Origin of the sequence: Marinicella meishanensis, from assembly GCF_019931145.1 — a bacterium.
GTDB lineage: Bacteria > Pseudomonadota > Gammaproteobacteria > Xanthomonadales > Marinicellaceae > Marinicella > Marinicella meishanensis.
In genome coordinates this window covers 199,183-214,841 of the sequence record NZ_JAIOUV010000005.1, presented here as the reverse complement: position 1 = coordinate 214,841, position 15,659 = coordinate 199,183, and the positions used below count along the sequence as shown (strand labels likewise).

The 15,659-nt window shown below is 39.0% G+C and carries 13 protein-coding genes; 2 read left to right on the top strand and 11 right to left on the bottom strand.

Annotated features, from left to right (window positions below):
• Nucleotides 1-51 precede the first annotated feature (51 nt).
• The 7 genes from K7G70_RS10345 to K7G70_RS10315 form a co-directional block, all read right to left on the bottom strand.
• A complete protein-coding gene (locus tag K7G70_RS10345; RefSeq protein WP_223788566.1) occupies nt 52-528 on the bottom strand; it encodes a hypothetical protein in 477 nt (158 codons plus the stop codon).
• 261 nt (nt 529-789) lie between these two features.
• Nucleotides 790-1,554 (bottom strand): transglutaminase-like domain-containing protein, encoded by a 765-nt coding sequence (locus K7G70_RS10340; RefSeq protein ID WP_223788565.1) that lies wholly within the window; start codon nt 1,552-1,554, stop codon nt 790-792.
• Between the two features lie 119 nt (nt 1,555-1,673).
• Nucleotides 1,674-4,775, bottom strand: coding sequence for an efflux RND transporter permease subunit (locus K7G70_RS10335; protein ID WP_223788564.1), 3,102 nt, complete (start codon nt 4,773-4,775; stop codon nt 1,674-1,676).
• Nucleotides 4,776-4,786: 11 nt separating this feature from the next.
• Complete coding sequence (locus tag K7G70_RS10330; protein ID WP_223788563.1) at nt 4,787-5,692, bottom strand: efflux RND transporter periplasmic adaptor subunit; 906 nt, start codon at nt 5,690-5,692, stop codon at nt 4,787-4,789.
• A complete protein-coding gene (locus K7G70_RS10325; protein ID WP_223788562.1) occupies nt 5,689-6,996 on the bottom strand; it encodes a TolC family protein in 1,308 nt (435 codons plus the stop codon). Before K7G70_RS10325 ends, K7G70_RS10330 begins: the two co-directional genes overlap by 4 nt.
• 83 nt (nt 6,997-7,079) lie before the next feature.
• Nucleotides 7,080-7,454: a hypothetical protein gene (locus K7G70_RS10320; RefSeq protein WP_223788561.1), complete on the bottom strand. Its 375-nt coding sequence runs from the start codon at nt 7,452-7,454 to the stop codon at nt 7,080-7,082.
• Nucleotides 7,455-7,492: 38 nt separating this feature from the next.
• Nucleotides 7,493-8,380 carry a cation efflux transmembrane domain-containing protein gene (locus K7G70_RS10315; protein WP_223788560.1) on the bottom strand — a complete coding sequence of 296 codons (888 nt, stop codon included), beginning with the start codon at nt 8,378-8,380 and terminating at the stop codon, nt 7,493-7,495.
• Nucleotides 8,381-8,448: 68 nt separating this feature from the next.
• Here K7G70_RS10315 and K7G70_RS10310 point away from each other — a divergent pair, with 68 nt between their 5' ends.
• Together K7G70_RS10310 and K7G70_RS10305 are read left to right on the top strand one after the other, a co-directional pair.
• A complete protein-coding gene (locus tag K7G70_RS10310) occupies nt 8,449-8,847 on the top strand; it encodes a Cd(II)/Pb(II)-responsive transcriptional regulator (RefSeq protein WP_223788559.1) in 399 nt (132 codons plus the stop codon).
• Between the two features lie 159 nt (nt 8,848-9,006).
• Entirely contained in the window at nt 9,007-9,594 is a 588-nt protein-coding gene (locus K7G70_RS10305) for a recombinase family protein (protein WP_223788558.1), read from the top strand.
• Here the strand turns inward: K7G70_RS10305 and K7G70_RS10300 are convergent.
• From K7G70_RS10300 to K7G70_RS10285, 4 genes are all read right to left on the bottom strand, one after another.
• Nucleotides 9,578-10,618: an SAVED domain-containing protein gene (locus K7G70_RS10300; protein WP_223788557.1), complete on the bottom strand. Its 1,041-nt coding sequence runs from the start codon at nt 10,616-10,618 to the stop codon at nt 9,578-9,580. The genes K7G70_RS10305 and K7G70_RS10300 overlap by 17 nt on opposite strands.
• The gene (locus K7G70_RS10295; RefSeq protein ID WP_223788556.1) at nt 10,615-11,307 is read right to left on the bottom strand and encodes a hypothetical protein; all 693 of its coding nucleotides are present in this window, start codon (nt 11,305-11,307) and stop codon (nt 10,615-10,617) included. Before K7G70_RS10295 ends, K7G70_RS10300 begins: the two co-directional genes overlap by 4 nt.
• Nucleotides 11,304-12,518: a nucleotidyltransferase domain-containing protein gene (locus tag K7G70_RS10290; protein ID WP_223788555.1), complete on the bottom strand. Its 1,215-nt coding sequence runs from the start codon at nt 12,516-12,518 to the stop codon at nt 11,304-11,306. Before K7G70_RS10290 ends, K7G70_RS10295 begins: the two co-directional genes overlap by 4 nt.
• Nucleotides 12,519-12,585: 67 nt before the next feature.
• Nucleotides 12,586-15,594, bottom strand: coding sequence for a Tn3 family transposase (locus K7G70_RS10285; protein ID WP_223788554.1), 3,009 nt, complete (start codon nt 15,592-15,594; stop codon nt 12,586-12,588).
• Nucleotides 15,595-15,659: the final 65 nt, after the last annotated feature.

Here is a 15,659-nt window from a genome sequence, read left to right as displayed (position 1 = left end):
TACGCCACGGCGGATATTGGACGGCAAGCGTTTGATCAATCCTGGACCGCCTTATTGTGCCTTCATGGACTGTGCCAATTGATCACGACCGAGCAGTTGCAGAGCCACTTCGGCCACTTGTCGATGGTGGTCAACCAAGTCTTTTTTCCAGTCGATTTTAGATTTTCTGGCCTGTTTTTTGATTTCCCTGAGCACATCAGAAGGGTGGTGTTTGGCCACCTTGATGGCGAGATTGTTATCGCGCCAATCCCAATACCGCAAATCATTGTGAATTTGTTTCAGGATTATTTTTTTATGGGTCTGGTAACAGACTGCGGCATGGTTCAATTCACAGCCCAATTCATACAGCTTAACAACATCGGCCGAGGCGATGTTTTTGATCTGGGTTGACAGTTTTAACAAGGGCGCAAATAACTGCGCTGATTCCTTGAACTCTGGCATCGATAACAAGGAAGTGAAGACCAAAGCATTCAATCGATTGGGTGCGATGGCTGATTTCAATTGGTTCCACAGCTCATCGGGCTTCATGGGGTTTTGCGCACATTCCCTCGAAAATTCACATATTTCCATCTATGTGACTGATATATTTGATAAATAAATCAAATAATTCATACATTTATTCATTGTTTCAGCGATATTATTCATCAAACTCAGCCCAAAACCAGTCTATTAAATCTGTTTTTTTCTACACAATCGATCTCAATTTCACACATTCCCTCGAAAATTCACATATTGTTTACTAAATGATTGATTATGAATGGTAAATTAACAAGATGGTGCCGTTTATAATCACCCAGGACCAGCACCATGGCTCTTTTTCCTAAGCTTTGATACATTACTGTTTATTAAATGTCGGATGAAGCGTTCATAAAGCCATTTTTTTACACCAGATAAGTTGGTTCCTTTTTCCGTATAGAAGTCATCTGGTGAATCGTAAACACCATAGTCATCATGTATACCCTCTTTTTGAATGTAGGTGTCTTTGCCCATCCATTCAACTTCCGGGCTAGACAGACATTTAGTCGCTACACCAAATCCGCAAAAAGAACCATTTACATCAGGAAACTTTGCCTTAATTGAATTCAGGTATGCTTTATCCAAAATGAAGCCTTCTAAATTTACCCATTGTCCTCTATGGAGTACTTCAACCCAACTATGAATGATGTATTTTGGTGCCAGCCAGAATATGTATCCTGGAATGGCTCCTTTTTGCAACTTTTGGTCAATAGTAAAGCCATGAAAACGACATGGTACGCCTAAACCTCTGAGTAAGGCCATCAACAGATTTCCTTTGGTGTTACATTGGCCGTAACCATCTTCAAGAACCTGGCTGGCAGATATGTCATCACCTTTGTTATACCCGAATAAAATTTCATTGCGTACATAATCATATGCCGCACCAATCTTTTCATGGTCTGTTAATTTGTTCCATCCACGCTCTACAATAAGTTTTTGGATGAGTTTGTTTCCATAATCCAGGATGGGTGTTTTTTGAGTTAAATGCTTATATTGATCCTCAAATTTCCCTGTGCGTCTATCTGGTATTGCGTTCATTTTCATCTCTCAATTGATAATAAGCTAAGATGTTAATGCCTATAGTAACTATAGAGTCAAGCGAATTTCATACTTGGCTTAAAACCAATGGAATCAAGCCAAGTATGAGGGTGCCATACCTATCTATTTCGGTTAACCAGCTTGTATAAAATGGGCAAAACGAACAATGTCAAAACTGTCGATGAAATGATCCCACCAATGACCACTGTAGCCAAAGGCCGCTGAACCTCTGCTCCGGTCCCTGTATTTAGCGCCATGGGCACAAATCCCAAACTGGCTACCAATGCAGTCATCAAAACAGGCCTCAATCGAGTCATTGCACCGTTCACCACTGAATGATAAAGATCTCCGGTTTTTTTCAGTAATTCACGTATGAATGACAACATGACCAATCCATTAAGAACAGCAACACCGGATAAAGCGATAAAGCCGACGCCTGCTGAAATGGAAAACGGCATGCCTCTGAGCCACAACGAAATCACCCCACCTGTCAGTGCCAACGGGACACCTGTGAAGATGATTAAGGCATCTTTGACTGAACTGAATGCCATGATAAGTAACCCAAATATGATCGTTAAAGTGATGGGAACCACAATTGACAATCGTTTTGATGCTGATTCTAATTGCTCGAAGGTTCCACCATAATCCAACCAGTAGCCAGCGGGCAATTTCACATCTGTTGAAATTTTAAGTTTTGCCTCGTCAACAAATGAGCCTAAGTCCCTTTCACGCACATTGGCAGTGACAACCACACGTCGCTTACCATTTTCTCTACTGACTTGATTAGGTGCAGGCGCCAGTGAGATGACTGCCACTTCACTTAAGGGTACGTAACTGCCATCAACCAAAGGAACTGGAAGTTCAGATAATCTGTTAAGGTCACTCCGGAGACTTTCATCCAGCCGAATCTTGATTTCAAAACGTCGATCACCTTCATATATGATTCCTGCATTTTGACCACCAATGGCTGTGGTGATGACATGCTGCACGTCGGCTACATTGATGCCATATCGAGACAATGCCACTCTGTTTGGCTTCACAGATAACATGGGCAATCCCGTGACTTGCTCTACCCGGGCATCAGCCACGCCTTCGATTTGTTCAATCACCTCAAGGATTTCGTTGCTGGATTTAAGCAGTTGGTCTAAATCATCACCAAACACCTTGATGCCCAAGTCTGCCCTGACGCCTGAGATGAGTTCATTAAAACGCATTTGAATGGGCTGGGTGAACTCATAATTGTTGCCAGGCAACTGATTCACAGCTTCCTCAATTTGCTTCACCAATTCAGTTTGGGTTAACGACGGGTCTGGCCATTGGTCCCTTGGTTTAAGCATGATGAAATTATCTGCAACATTCGGTGGCATAGGATCTGTGGCAACCTCAGGTGTGCCAATTTTGGCAAATACTTTCGCAACTTGAGGAAATTCAAGAATCTTCTCTTCCAACACTTTTTGCATTTGAATCGCTTGCTCAAGACCTGTGCCAGGAATTCTCATGGCATGCATGGCAATATCACCTTCATTGAGTTCAGGTATGAACTCTGACCCCAACTTGGTTGAAAGCCAGCCGGCAAAACCAACCAGTATCAATGCACATGCCAGGACCAACCACCTGAGCTTCAATGCTGTTTCAAGCATTGGTTGATAAATCGACTTAGCCCCACGGATGATGACACTTTCTTTCTCGCTGACTTTGCCGGTCATAAACAATGCGATGGCTGCCGGTATAAAAGTGAATGAAAGCACGAGTGCTGATAACAATGCCATCACCACGGTTGAAGCCATCGGGTGAAACATTTTGCCTTCAACGCCAGTCAATGAAAACAAAGGGATGTAAACCACAGTGATGATGATTACGCCAAATAAACTGGGTCTGATGACTTCATTGGTTGCACTGAACACAACGTCCAATCGTTGCTTCAATGACAGCACACCCTGGTCTTTTTGAGCCTTAGCAAGTCTTCTGATGGAATTTTCTATGATGATCACAGCACCATCTACGATCAAACCAAAATCCAAGGCCCCTAAACTCATCAGGTTCGCTGAAACACCGGACTCGACCATGCCACTGATGGTGGCCAGCATGGCCAGTGGAATCACAGCAGCTGTGATCAATGCCGCCCTGAAGTTCCCCAATAAAAGAAACAGTATCACTATGACCAGCAGAGCACCTTCTGTGAGGTTCTTCTGTACCGTCCAAATGGCTTTATCAACCAGTGTGGTGCGGTCATAAACTGAATCAATCACCACCCCTTCAGGTAAGGTTTTTTTGATCTCTTCAAGCTTTTCTGCCACTGCTTGAGCAACCGCTCTTGAGTTTTCGCCAACAAGCATCATGGCAGTACCCAAAACGGTTTCTACACCACCTTGAGTGGCCGCACCGGTGCGCAGTTCTTTGCCAATCCCAACCTCAGCGATGTCTTTGATTTTAATCGGTGCATGGCCAATGTTCTTAACCACCACGTTTTCGATGTCTTCGATCGTTTTGAGTTGCCCTGGAGATCTGATGAGGATTTGTTGCCCATTGGTCTCAACATAGCCTGCGCCCACATTTGCGTTATTTAATGTCAGAGCTTGGTTGATGTCTTCAAATGAAATTTCAAAGCTCAGCATCTTTTCAGGGCTTGGGTTGACATGGTATTGCTTGTTAAATCCACCAATGCTATTAACTTCAGTAACACCCGGAACCAATGACAGCTGGGGTTTGATGATCCAATCCTGAATCTCTCGTAATTCAGTGGCATCAAATTGGGTGCCATCTTTTTGCAAGTACCCAGCTTCGGCTTCAACGGTGTACATAAAAATTTCGCCTAGCCCTGTGGCCACTGGCCCCATCTGAGGCTCCAGTCCATCAGGCAACAGACTCTTGATGGCTCCCAATCGCTCATTGATCAAGCTTCTGGCAAAATACAAATCAGTCCCTTCCTCAAACACAACAGTGACTTGAGACAGCCCATATCGAGATAATGACCTGGTGTAAGATAAGTTGGGAGTTCCTGCCAAAGCGGTCTCAACAGGATAGGTAATTCGCTGTTCTGACTCCAAAGGTGAGTATCCGGGGGCCTCCGTATTGATTTGGACCAGGACATTGGTGATATCAGGAACTGCATCAATCGGAAGCTTTTGAAAATTCCAAATGCCTGATCCTATTAATACAAACACCCCAGCCATCACCAGCACCCGCCTTTTGATGGAGGCTTTGATAATTGATTCAATCATGTCATCCTCCTTCAGTGATCGTGTGATGCACCGGCTTTTTCCAAATCAGCTTTTAATAAATAACTGTTTTGTGTCACATATTCATCGCCAATTTCAAGGCCTGACAAGACTTCAGTCAATTGACCGTCAGATCGACCCACTTCAATTGCATGTGCCGTGTATTCAGATCCATTTTTAACAAACACCATGGGCTTACCATCAACTAATTGAATGGCTTGAGAATTCACCACCAATGCCGCATCTGTACTTTTGATGTTCACATTGCCGGAAACCAGCAAACCTGTGGTCCACCCACCTGATTGATTATCAATCAGAACCCTGGCCAGTGAATATGGCTTTTCATTTTGGGATGGAATGATGTGTTCAATTTTTGAAATGACTGATTGACCGGCTCCGGTAATGGTAACTTGTTGTCCACTTTTGATTTGATTGAGTTGACCGGGGAAAACCTGGAATTCGGCCCAGATTTTTTCAAAATCAGCCACCGTAAACAATACTTGATCAAGCGCCATTTCACCAGGATTTGCATGCCTGGCAACAATCACACCAGACATCAATGCTTTAACAGGATATCTTTTCAGGCTCTCATTGGACTCAATGTGCGCCAGCGTGTTTCCAGACTTAACCACGTCTCCAATCTGGACGTTAACTGATTCTACAGTTCCAGGGAATCTGGCCCTGATGTGACTGACCTGGCTTGGATCATTGACCGTTTTGCCGTACACCTTTAATTGCTCATTAATCACCCCAGGCCCGACAATCTCGGTCTTGATCATGGATTGATCTGCAATCGCATCAGTGATAATGACTTTTTTCTCGTTTTCTTCATGTTCATCATGGTCGCCAGAAGCAATAGAATTCCATGATCCTAAAAGAGAGGAAACAAACAATAATACTTTAATTGTTACTGATTTCATAAACCTGCTCCTTGATTATTTGTGTGGTCAACATAAACAGATTCAGCCGTGATTCGTTCCAGCTGAACACCATATTTCAAAATGCTTTCGGCAGTGTCAATCAATGCCTTTTTCGATTGAATCAACTCTGATCGTGCAGCCGAATATTCCAGATAACCATACCTGCCATCCAAATAGGCTGCCGTGGTCAAAGAAAGTGCTTCTGATAGCGCTGGAATGACTTTACCCTCAAGAACCGAATAACGCTCAAGTGCTGATGTTCTCAGTGAATACAACCCATTGACCTGACCAAATAGTTCAAGCAGAGCGATGTTTTGTTTTGTCTTCAGAGCTTCAATTTCAGCTGCTGCCTCAATCAGTGCGCCCTCATTTCTTTTCTTCTTAAAAAGTGGAATAGAAAACCCAGCGGTTAATGCATTGTCATTGCTTTCTTCTATCCTGCGAATCCCAAATGACCAGCTTATATCAGCCTTTGACTCAGCTTGAGCGATTTGCAATTGTGACTCAGCCATGCGCTGATTTGCAGCCAGCACAGCAATCAGGCTTGACTGTTCCAAGTTGCTCATGACCAGTTCTAAGTCTTTGATATGACCGAAATTAAAAAGCGACCCTGAAAGCTGATCAAAGCTTGGGGTTTTAACTGCCCAAAGTAGGCTTAAATTAACCCTTTGCCGATCAAGTTTTAGTTGTTCAGTTTTGAGTGTTATTTGGGACTGCTTTAGCGCTGCAAAAGATCGCTTAACCTCCACATCGCTGATCGCCCCTGCATTTGCTTTGCGTTTAACCGATTTAAAAATGTCTTCGTTTAACTGGACAGATTCATGGGCCAGCTTTATGCGTTCTTGCGTGGCGAGGGTTTCAATAAACAGTTCGGTCAATCCAGAAATGAGATCCAGAGAGTGAACTTTCCTTTGGGCATCAAGCAATTCATGCTGCTTTAATACCAGGTTATTCCTGGATTCTTTCTTACCACCCAGCTCGATCACTGATGACAGCGCCACTGTCAGTTCAGACTGTCTGAATGTACTGTATGGATTGGTACCGGCAAAGTTTTCAACTTCAATGCCAGCCTCCAATTCAGGATTTAATTCAGCTGTTATTTTTGCTCCACCAAGGATGCGCTTGCGAATTTCAAACTCCTTAAGAGTTGGATTGCGTTCAGACATCAGTTTGATGGCTGTTTCCAGATTGATATCATTGGCAAGAAGTTGACTTGATACCATCAGCGAAATCGCAAATAACCATTTGCTGGCACCCGACCAGATGAACATGCGCCAAGGCATGCTCTGATTTTTAATGTTCATGTGTTTTCCTAAATCTTTAAAAATACAATGAGGTCACCAACACAAAGCCGTGTCGAGACATCGTTCTTTTAATTAATAAAGATTCAGGCTTGCGGTGGCCTTAATAGCCGGGAAGAGACACCCTTCTGAAAGGACTGTCCATATATGTGAATGGATTGATCCAGCTTCTGAAAAACCAGATTAAAGGTTCGATGTAAAAAGGAAGACACATGTCCCCCATGACAATGACAACAATGATGACAATCAAAGGAACTCGACTCATCATCAGTTTTTGTTTCAGGCTCTAAATCATGATCGTGCTCAAACTCTAAATGCTCAACACCGGATTGGTGAGACTGGTGAACATCAGACACTGCAGAAACTGACTGAAATGAAACAGCCAATAAAAGCAGAATGATGAGCGGTTTGTGACGCATGAAAGCTAAATGTCTAATTGTCGTATTGTTGTTTTGACTCATATTGTATCAAGTCGTTCAGTATTGTTGCAGTATCTTGCTCATGATTTTATTTGTAAGATCCGTCGTGCCCCATTCAATACAACAGCTACTATAACAAGTCCTATCAATAAATCAGGCAGTGCAGAACCAGTAAACCAAACGAGAAATCCCGCCAAAATCACACCAGCATTGGCAATCACGTCATTGGCTGAAAAAATCCAACTGGCCTTCATGTGTGCCCCGGAATCTTTTTTCTTCGCGATAAGCATCAAGCATGCAACGTTAGCAATCAATGCAACCAATCCCATTGAAATCATTAACGCAGAAACCGGTTCGCTGCCATATATAAATCTCCGAATAACTTCCAACAAGGCACCAAGACCTAACAATATTTGGAGCCAACCAGATAAATGAGCTGCTTTTAATTTCAACACATCACTTTTACCAATTGCATAAATCGCAGTGCCATAAACCGCAGCATCTGCAAACATATCTAGGGAGTCAGCAATCAAGCCTGTAGATTGAGCCACTATGCCAACAGTAAACTCAGCCACAAACATGGCAGCATTGATAATCAATAGCCACATGAGTACTTTGAATTCCTTGGCATCCTCTGAATTGGCTTTGTCAACGATTTCAGAAAGGGTTTCAGAAGTTATTTGTTGGGTTTTTAGCAGCGTTGATCCCAAGTTCAATTTATTGAGTTTCTGATTGATGTTATCGATGTCTTTCTCATGGTAAACCTTCAAAATCCGTTCAGGGATATTAAATTCCATGGCTTTTAAAGACTGGCAATTATCCAAGGCCATACGAATCATTCTCTCTTCTGAAGGACAATCCATCTTGGTCACCTTAAAAGTACTTACCAGGCCATGATCAGGAGTGTCTGTGATTTGGTCTGCACTTTGTTTTTCAGAATTACAATTGTTACCACAAGTATCTGACATTGAAATTTGCTTGTTACTATCAAGATTGCAGTTTAATATCTATAGTAAGTATAGAGTCAACAATTATTATGAAAATAGGTCAAGTCTCCAAACAAACCAATCTCCCAGTACAAACCATTCGGTACTACGAAACTCAAAACCTCATTAAATCCTCTGGAAGAACTGAAGGCAATTTCAGAATTTATGATGCAAAGGTAATCGATCAACTTGAATTCATTAAACATTGCAGACATCTTGATCTTTCATTGGTTGATATAAGACGGATCATCGAGCTTAAGAATAACCCTGATGCCATTTGTGAAGAAGTTGATGAATTGATCAACGACCAAATCCAGCAGGTGAACGTGAAAATGAAAGAACTCAAAAAACTAAAAAATCAATTGGAGTCTCTGACTGCCACATGTTCAACAAATCAGAAAGTCAGTGATTGTGGCATCATCAAGTCACTGCAGGATTGCAACTGCTGATTCATAAACCGATTATATGTGTGTATCAAAAAACGTTCGTTTGTTGATACATGACTCCTGTACTAATGGAAAGACCCTATTGTTAATTCTATTTGTCTCATATACACATCTCATAATTTAAAGTATCATATACCTTTGGTTTTATGGTTTATTGAGAAATTGAGTAGAAATATAGGTTACGCCAGAGTTTCGACTGATGACCAGGAATTATATTTACAAATTGATTCACTGAAAAAAGCCGGCTGCAATGAAGGTTTTATCTTTACCGATAAGATATCTGGAGCCAAAAGCTCAAGACCAGGTTTGGATGGATGTCTAAAGGAACTAAAGCCTGGCGATACTCTGATCGTATGGCGACTTGATCGGCTTGGACGATCGATGTCGCACCTGGTAAATCTGATTGAGTCTCTTTTGGAAAACGACATTGGCTTTAAATCTATTCAGGATGGTGCCATAGATACTACAACAGCGTCTGGTGAATTGATGTTTAATATTTTTTCTGCACTGGCACAATTTGAGCGCAGATTGATTCAAGAAAGAACCAAAGCCGGTTTAGGAGCTGCCAGGGCCAGAGGAAAGCTTGGAGGCAGACCCAAAAAATCTGCCAGTGATCCAAAAGTGAGAATGGCACAGGAAATGAACAAAAACAAATCTCTCAGTGTTAAAGAGATTTGCAAATCTCTTGAGATTTCAAGAGCTACGTATTATCGATACATTTCATTATCTCAACCTAACGGTGATCAATGAATTTAGGATCATCGCCAATCTTAATTAACACAGACCATTCATGCTTTTTAGAATTCACATTGAAATTTAATACTTCAACACTCGGAAGTTCCGTAAGAGTCCAATGCCTTCCAAGCTCAAGAGGAAAAGAGTTTTGACATGCAAAAGATAATTTGACTAACTTTATTTCATTTATTCTTCTTTTCGCTTTTACAAAGTCAATGACTTTTGATATGAAAATCTTTTGAAGGTTCGCAGATTTAAGGCTGTCATATTTGTTTTGCTTGAGCATAAATGTAGCTATTCCATTTTTATTGAAATAATTATCATTTTTTCTGCTAATAGGATCTTCAGATGATGCTATTACTATACTTAACTCATCACTAACATCATTAGTTTCATCTATTAAAATCACCTCATTGTTAAAGCTTGAATCTGAAATTTCATACCAATTATTTTCAGATTTATTCCATTCAAATTTTCTAAGATTAACTTTATTTGAAATTATGTGGCCCACTAAAAATGAAAAAGGTTGAAGTGCAATACCACCATAAATCAACTGTTTATTTTCAAGTTCTTTATCCTTCAACCTGGGCATTAAAGAAAGAATATCTCGAACGTAAGATCGACCAGAACCATCAAATACACCATTAATCGTTAAATCATTATCAAGCGAAATCTTTCTAATTCTTCTTAAGTTGAACTCTGTATTTAACAATTTTTCAAATCCAGCAGTATTAAAACCAGGCATTGTAAACTGATGAATCAAAACAGCATCAACAATACTTTCAAGATGGTTTACCCTTTTAACCAAATAGTAGGTTGAGATGAAAAATAACAAACTAGTTAATACAATGACCACTATAGATGTGTCATTAAAATTAGCAGTTATCTTAAATGATTCATATTCAACGGAAATGCTGTAGATTGCTGCACCTAATATTGATAACAAACACACAATTGAAACTCTTGAACACCATACAGTAATAGGGTCTTTAACTCTTGTGTAATAATTAACAATATTTTCCAACATTTTTCTTATCAATTATTTTCTCCAAAAAGGTCTTTACTAATTCTTTGATAATGACTTCTTGGTATTAATTTCCTAAATGTATTTAAGTGTAAATGAAAATCACATTTACCAAGCCTTAGTCCACAGTCACATGGGCAGGGCTTTTTGTTTGCCACCCGTTTTTTTTCTTTAAGTGAAAAAAGTGTTTTTTTTAGTTGATTACTATTTTGCAAACCAAACAGATCGATATAATCTTTAATTAAACCCTCGTCATAATGAGCTAATTCGCCGATTGGAAAATCCTTGCCCGTTCTCATCTTATAGCAAACAGAATATAGATAAGGCTCAACGACCTTAGACACGAAATTTTCTAAGGAAAGATCGTTTGCTATTAACGCCCTTATCCTCAAATCAGACCCAAGACAACAGCTATGATATATTTTTACTCTGGTAAATGGGTCTGTTATGAAATTTAAATGAAACCTTTCTTCTCTTGGAATTTTTTGACTTATTTCTTTAACGATAGGTAAGGCGTATGGATACGATCGAGGAATTTTTATGTTAATTTCGAAATTTCCAGATAACTCAGGATATCCGTCTTTTACTCGATTGAAATAGATTTCCCCTTCAACTTCAATGAATTTACTATTCGCAGGAAGAACTTTTCTTACAAAAGTAGATCGTTCTTTAAGAAAATCATCTAATCTAAGTGATTCCTTCACCTTATTATTTTTGCATGAGATGGTGCTGAATCTGCCGAAATGGGAGTAGAAACTGTAACTGGAGCAGCAGATTTCAAGCCTAAGGATTTCAACTTAGAATTTGCTATTTTGATATTGAATTTCCTATTTACAGATGACTCAAATAGCAATTCATTTTCTTGCTCAAGTAACGACCTGAAATCTCTTTGAGCATCTTTAAACCAACTCCGGAAATTTAATTCTAGCTCAAGATCTTTATGTTTTTCTGAATACCATTTATCCGCAAAGTCCTCATCAGGGTTTACTGGATTTGGGACCAAAGGTGCATGATTGTTAATGAAACTTTCCATTTTATCCAAAATATTTAATAAAGTTTCTTCCACGGTCGATTCACCTTGATAAGAAATAGCTGCCAAAGTTGTTATTATAATTGAGATTGGTTTAGACTCCTTTACTCCGTCATCAGCATATTGCACATCTCTATGTCTCTTCAAAAGCATGATCGCCTTTTGAAGTGGAGAATTCCACTGGTACGGCTTTAATTCTTCAACTGTTGCAACTTTATTTCTTGTAAGAGACTCAGTAATTACATTCGAATTTAATGACATTCTTGCATCAAACCATTTGGCATAACCTTGTGGATTACTTGGTTCCCAGTCATCAGAATATTCTTCGTAGGAGTCACTTTCATTATCTGTAATGGCAATTGCTTTATCTGAAATGATATTAGCTAATTGTTCATTAATAACTCCTCCTTCATTTCGTAGCATCCTCTCGTGAAAATATGCCATTTTTTGTTTGTCTTGAGGTATTCCTGGGACAATATCCATATGAAAGGAAATACCATCTTGATAATTAATTGTTAGACATCTTCTCTTTTGATTTACACCTTCTTTAATGCCATTGCTTTCAACGTATTTTTCTAGGTCTTTTTTGACAATTTTTCTTAAGTCACACTGAGTGATATTCGACTTATTGAGACCTGATGTAAGAATCAAGCCTAAGTCAATATCATATGCATCACCTTTATTGTATGGTTTTATTGCAGTTCCAAGTCTAAAGGAACCTTGAGGAAAAATATCAGGAGCATAGGCTGATACATTTGATTCTGGGGTGGTTAACGACTCGTGAAGATTTGAGTAACGGTCCTTCGCTTTTTGATATAGAGTTTCTGAAAGCTGGATATTTTCTAATATGGTTAATAGTTTTTCTTCGTTGTAGCTCTGTTTCAATATGATTTTCCTGCAATATATAATCACATAATATTGTGATGGATTTCACAATATCAAGAACAATTAATTACAAATCACTAAATAATTCAATGGCACTTAGCATTTCTTCTAAATTTAGTATTGAAAGTTTTTCATCAAATGAATATTCACCATTCAGATTAATATGTTGCCAGGCAACAGGCGAAAGCATTGATATGTATTTGACCAGATCGGGTTTGTTTTGGTCCTGGCTCATTTTGAGAAAAGTGGACAGTAATGCTGAGTTGTAATAGATGATGCAGTTGGAAATCAATCTTGCGCAATCGTTCCATAACGACACCTGGTAATCATTACCTCCACGAAATTTATTTCCATTTACTGAGGCAATGGCTCTACGAAGCTGATGATAAGCCTCACCTCTGTTCAGAGCTTGTTGGACATAATGTCTGAGCTCGTTACTATCAATAAACTCTAAGATGTACAACGCTTTGATCAACCGGTCATATTCACGCAGGGCTGAGAGAGTACGGTTTTTACCAGTACTTAATTTTCTAACGATAGTGCTTTGTGAAGCAGTTTTTTCGCTCAGTGAACATAATATATGTTGAATGTTGTTCCATTCACTGTCGATCAAGGATTCGTTTATTTCATTTTTAAGGCTTATGACTGGTTTGGAGTCGTCATCCTCACTTACAACAAATAAGTCAAAAAATAATTTCTTAACTCGCGCATACCTTGGTGCAAATTGGTATCCAAAGAAATCCAGAATGGCAAAGTTTACGTTGTTTGTTCCATGCGTGTCAGTTGACAACACATTGGGCTGAATTTCTGATGTATTGTTGTATAGCAAGTCAAATCCGAAGTGACCTTCATACTCATTTGACCCATTGATCATTGCATTAACTGGAACATAATTTGAAACCAATGTCAGTGAAGAAACGCCTTTACCCTTAAAAAAATCTTTCGATGAGTAGCGTGCTTTAAAAGTATTGATGCGACATTCAAACTTTTGACCGTCTACACTTGAAAACAAGTCGTTGTCATTGATGTTGTAGTGATGAAAAATTGGCAGTTCTGCTATGGCATTGGAGATCATGTCATTCGCATCTTTCAGTGTGGAAGCTCTCAGAAATGTTTCCTCCACATGTCTTAATCTACCAATAGATCTGTCTGAAATGTTTGCCATCTTATAAAGACCATAATTGGTTCCATTTCCCAGGATACATGCGATCAGATCATTTTTCAGAAGGTCATCTTTTTCTTTAGACATTGTTGCATGTTCAAAGGCATCAAGGAATTCGGTGTTTTGGACTACAAAAGACATTAATTCAACAATGCCAAGATGCTGAATTTGTTTATATATTGGATTATCAATACTCTCTTGCCATCTTTTGTTAGGAATGGACCATTTGAATTGCTGCTTACCAGGGAGATATTCAACGTATTGGTTATTCCCAATTGCTATTGTATTGGTGAATGATTTAAGCTTCGACTCAAGCTGATCTAGCTTTGATTTAAGAGTCAAAGATATGTGTGTTGAAATGGCAGGTTGATTGGCATTTTCGATATAGTTGTCCTTTTCCTTATCCCAACTATCTTTATTGATAAGGTCTGAAGACAAGCTCTTATTCTTGATGCTGTTTTTAACTGTAATCGAATTCTTGGAATAGAGTTGATAAATTTTTCTGTATAAAAAGTATTCATATCTGCATGATGAAATTTCATGCCCTTCAATGAATTTCTGCTCATTCTTGTTAACAAGGTTTGGATTGATTGATTGAATTTGGCCCTGTTTCTGCAGTTCTTTTTTAGCCTGGCCAAAGGCAAGAGCAAGTTCTTTTGATATATGATCATATTCAAGGCTTAAAACAAGGAAGATTGAGCGAATAGTCTTGGTAACTTGTTTAATATTTTGGTCAATAAATTCCCACTCATAATGATGGGTATCATAGTTAGTATCTCTGAGATGGTTACTGAGAATTTCTATCTTTTTCTTTGATAAAACCTTATAAGCTTTCTTTCTGATATTACCAAAAGAAACTTCATTGTCTATGTCAGTATCTATGTATATTTGCAGTAGTTCGCCGGCAGCTTTCAGTTCCTTCCTTATGATGTTGATGTCTTCTAAAACTTTCTTTTTTGCATGTTTCTTAGATGCTTCATGAAGTTTACGAGAGAGATAAACCAAAGCGGTAATTAAATTATCATTGGCTTCCTGGTATCTAAAATACAAATATGCTATCAAGTAGAGGACTGTTTGGTTGTCATCATGTCGCTTCAATGTATAGACACTTTTCATGCGCACCATCGATGCATAGTATTCAAGGTTTGCAGGTGATAGTGTTAACTTTTTGATTACTGCCTGAAGATCCGAGAAAAAAGGGTGAATGCGTTGTTGTGTCTTAATCTCTCTCTTAATTTCGCTGACAGAAAAATCACCGCTGGACTTTTTCAATCTTGAAAGCTCTGTAAACTTATCTTTTGAATTCAGAATTTCAAGCAAAGTTGATTTTGTATTACTTGGCAAACTAGTTTTGAATATTTTATTGATGCGAATTCTTTCAGAGGAGATTACATTAGTTATCAAATCTAAAATAGTGGTGTAACCAGGTAACACAATCCTATTCTGGCTGAAAAACGAAATGCAGTCATCCAAAATATACCTTGGCTCGATTTGAATTTTCGCAGTGTGGTTTAGGCGTTTAATTAATTCAGATTTATGCTTTCCGGATTTGTATCGAATGAAACCAAGATGTTCCAACAGCCGGTTCATCAATCGAATCCTGAATTGTTGAGATAATTTAAACTGTTTTAGCTGCCTCCCATTAAAGTATTTGTTCAATACATACTTTAGATCCTCTTGGACCTCAGATGCTGAAAAGTCATGGATCAATGGCTTGGCTCTGAAATAGCCCAGTAACAATAAGAAATATACTTTTGCTTCAAATCTATTTAGCCTATAGATGAACTTTTTGACTGTTTCATCCATTGAAAAAAATTCTTCTCTATCCGAATGGTTAAAAGAGGGGAGTGAAAACAATTCTTCTATCTCAGCATTCTTCAGTATTATGAGCCGTCTTACCTCATTTTTTGCCATAGCATGATTGTAGAAAAAAGGACATTGTGCAAAACATATTATTCATAATCAATTACTTAGCAAAT

What these genes read in the sequence shown, in the direction of transcription:
- K7G70_RS10345 (WP_223788566.1), bottom strand. Translation starts at nt 528, where the DNA reads ATGAAGCCCGATGAGCTGTGGAACCAATTGAAATCAGCCATCGCACCC.
- K7G70_RS10340 (WP_223788565.1), bottom strand. Translation starts at nt 1,554, where the DNA reads ATGAACGCAATACCAGATAGACGCACAGGGAAATTTGAGGATCAATAT.
- K7G70_RS10335 (WP_223788564.1), bottom strand. Translation starts at nt 4,775, where the DNA reads ATGATTGAATCAATTATCAAAGCCTCCATCAAAAGGCGGGTGCTGGTG.
- K7G70_RS10330 (WP_223788563.1), bottom strand. Translation starts at nt 5,692, where the DNA reads ATGAAATCAGTAACAATTAAAGTATTATTGTTTGTTTCCTCTCTTTTA.
- K7G70_RS10325 (WP_223788562.1), bottom strand. Translation starts at nt 6,996, where the DNA reads ATGAACATTAAAAATCAGAGCATGCCTTGGCGCATGTTCATCTGGTCG.
- K7G70_RS10320 (WP_223788561.1), bottom strand. Translation starts at nt 7,454, where the DNA reads ATGAGTCAAAACAACAATACGACAATTAGACATTTAGCTTTCATGCGT.
- K7G70_RS10315 (WP_223788560.1), bottom strand. Translation starts at nt 8,380, where the DNA reads ATGTCAGATACTTGTGGTAACAATTGTAATTCTGAAAAACAAAGTGCA.
- K7G70_RS10310 (WP_223788559.1), top strand. Translation starts at nt 8,449, where the DNA reads ATGAAAATAGGTCAAGTCTCCAAACAAACCAATCTCCCAGTACAAACC.
- K7G70_RS10285 (WP_223788554.1), bottom strand. Translation starts at nt 15,594, where the DNA reads ATGGCAAAAAATGAGGTAAGACGGCTCATAATACTGAAGAATGCTGAG.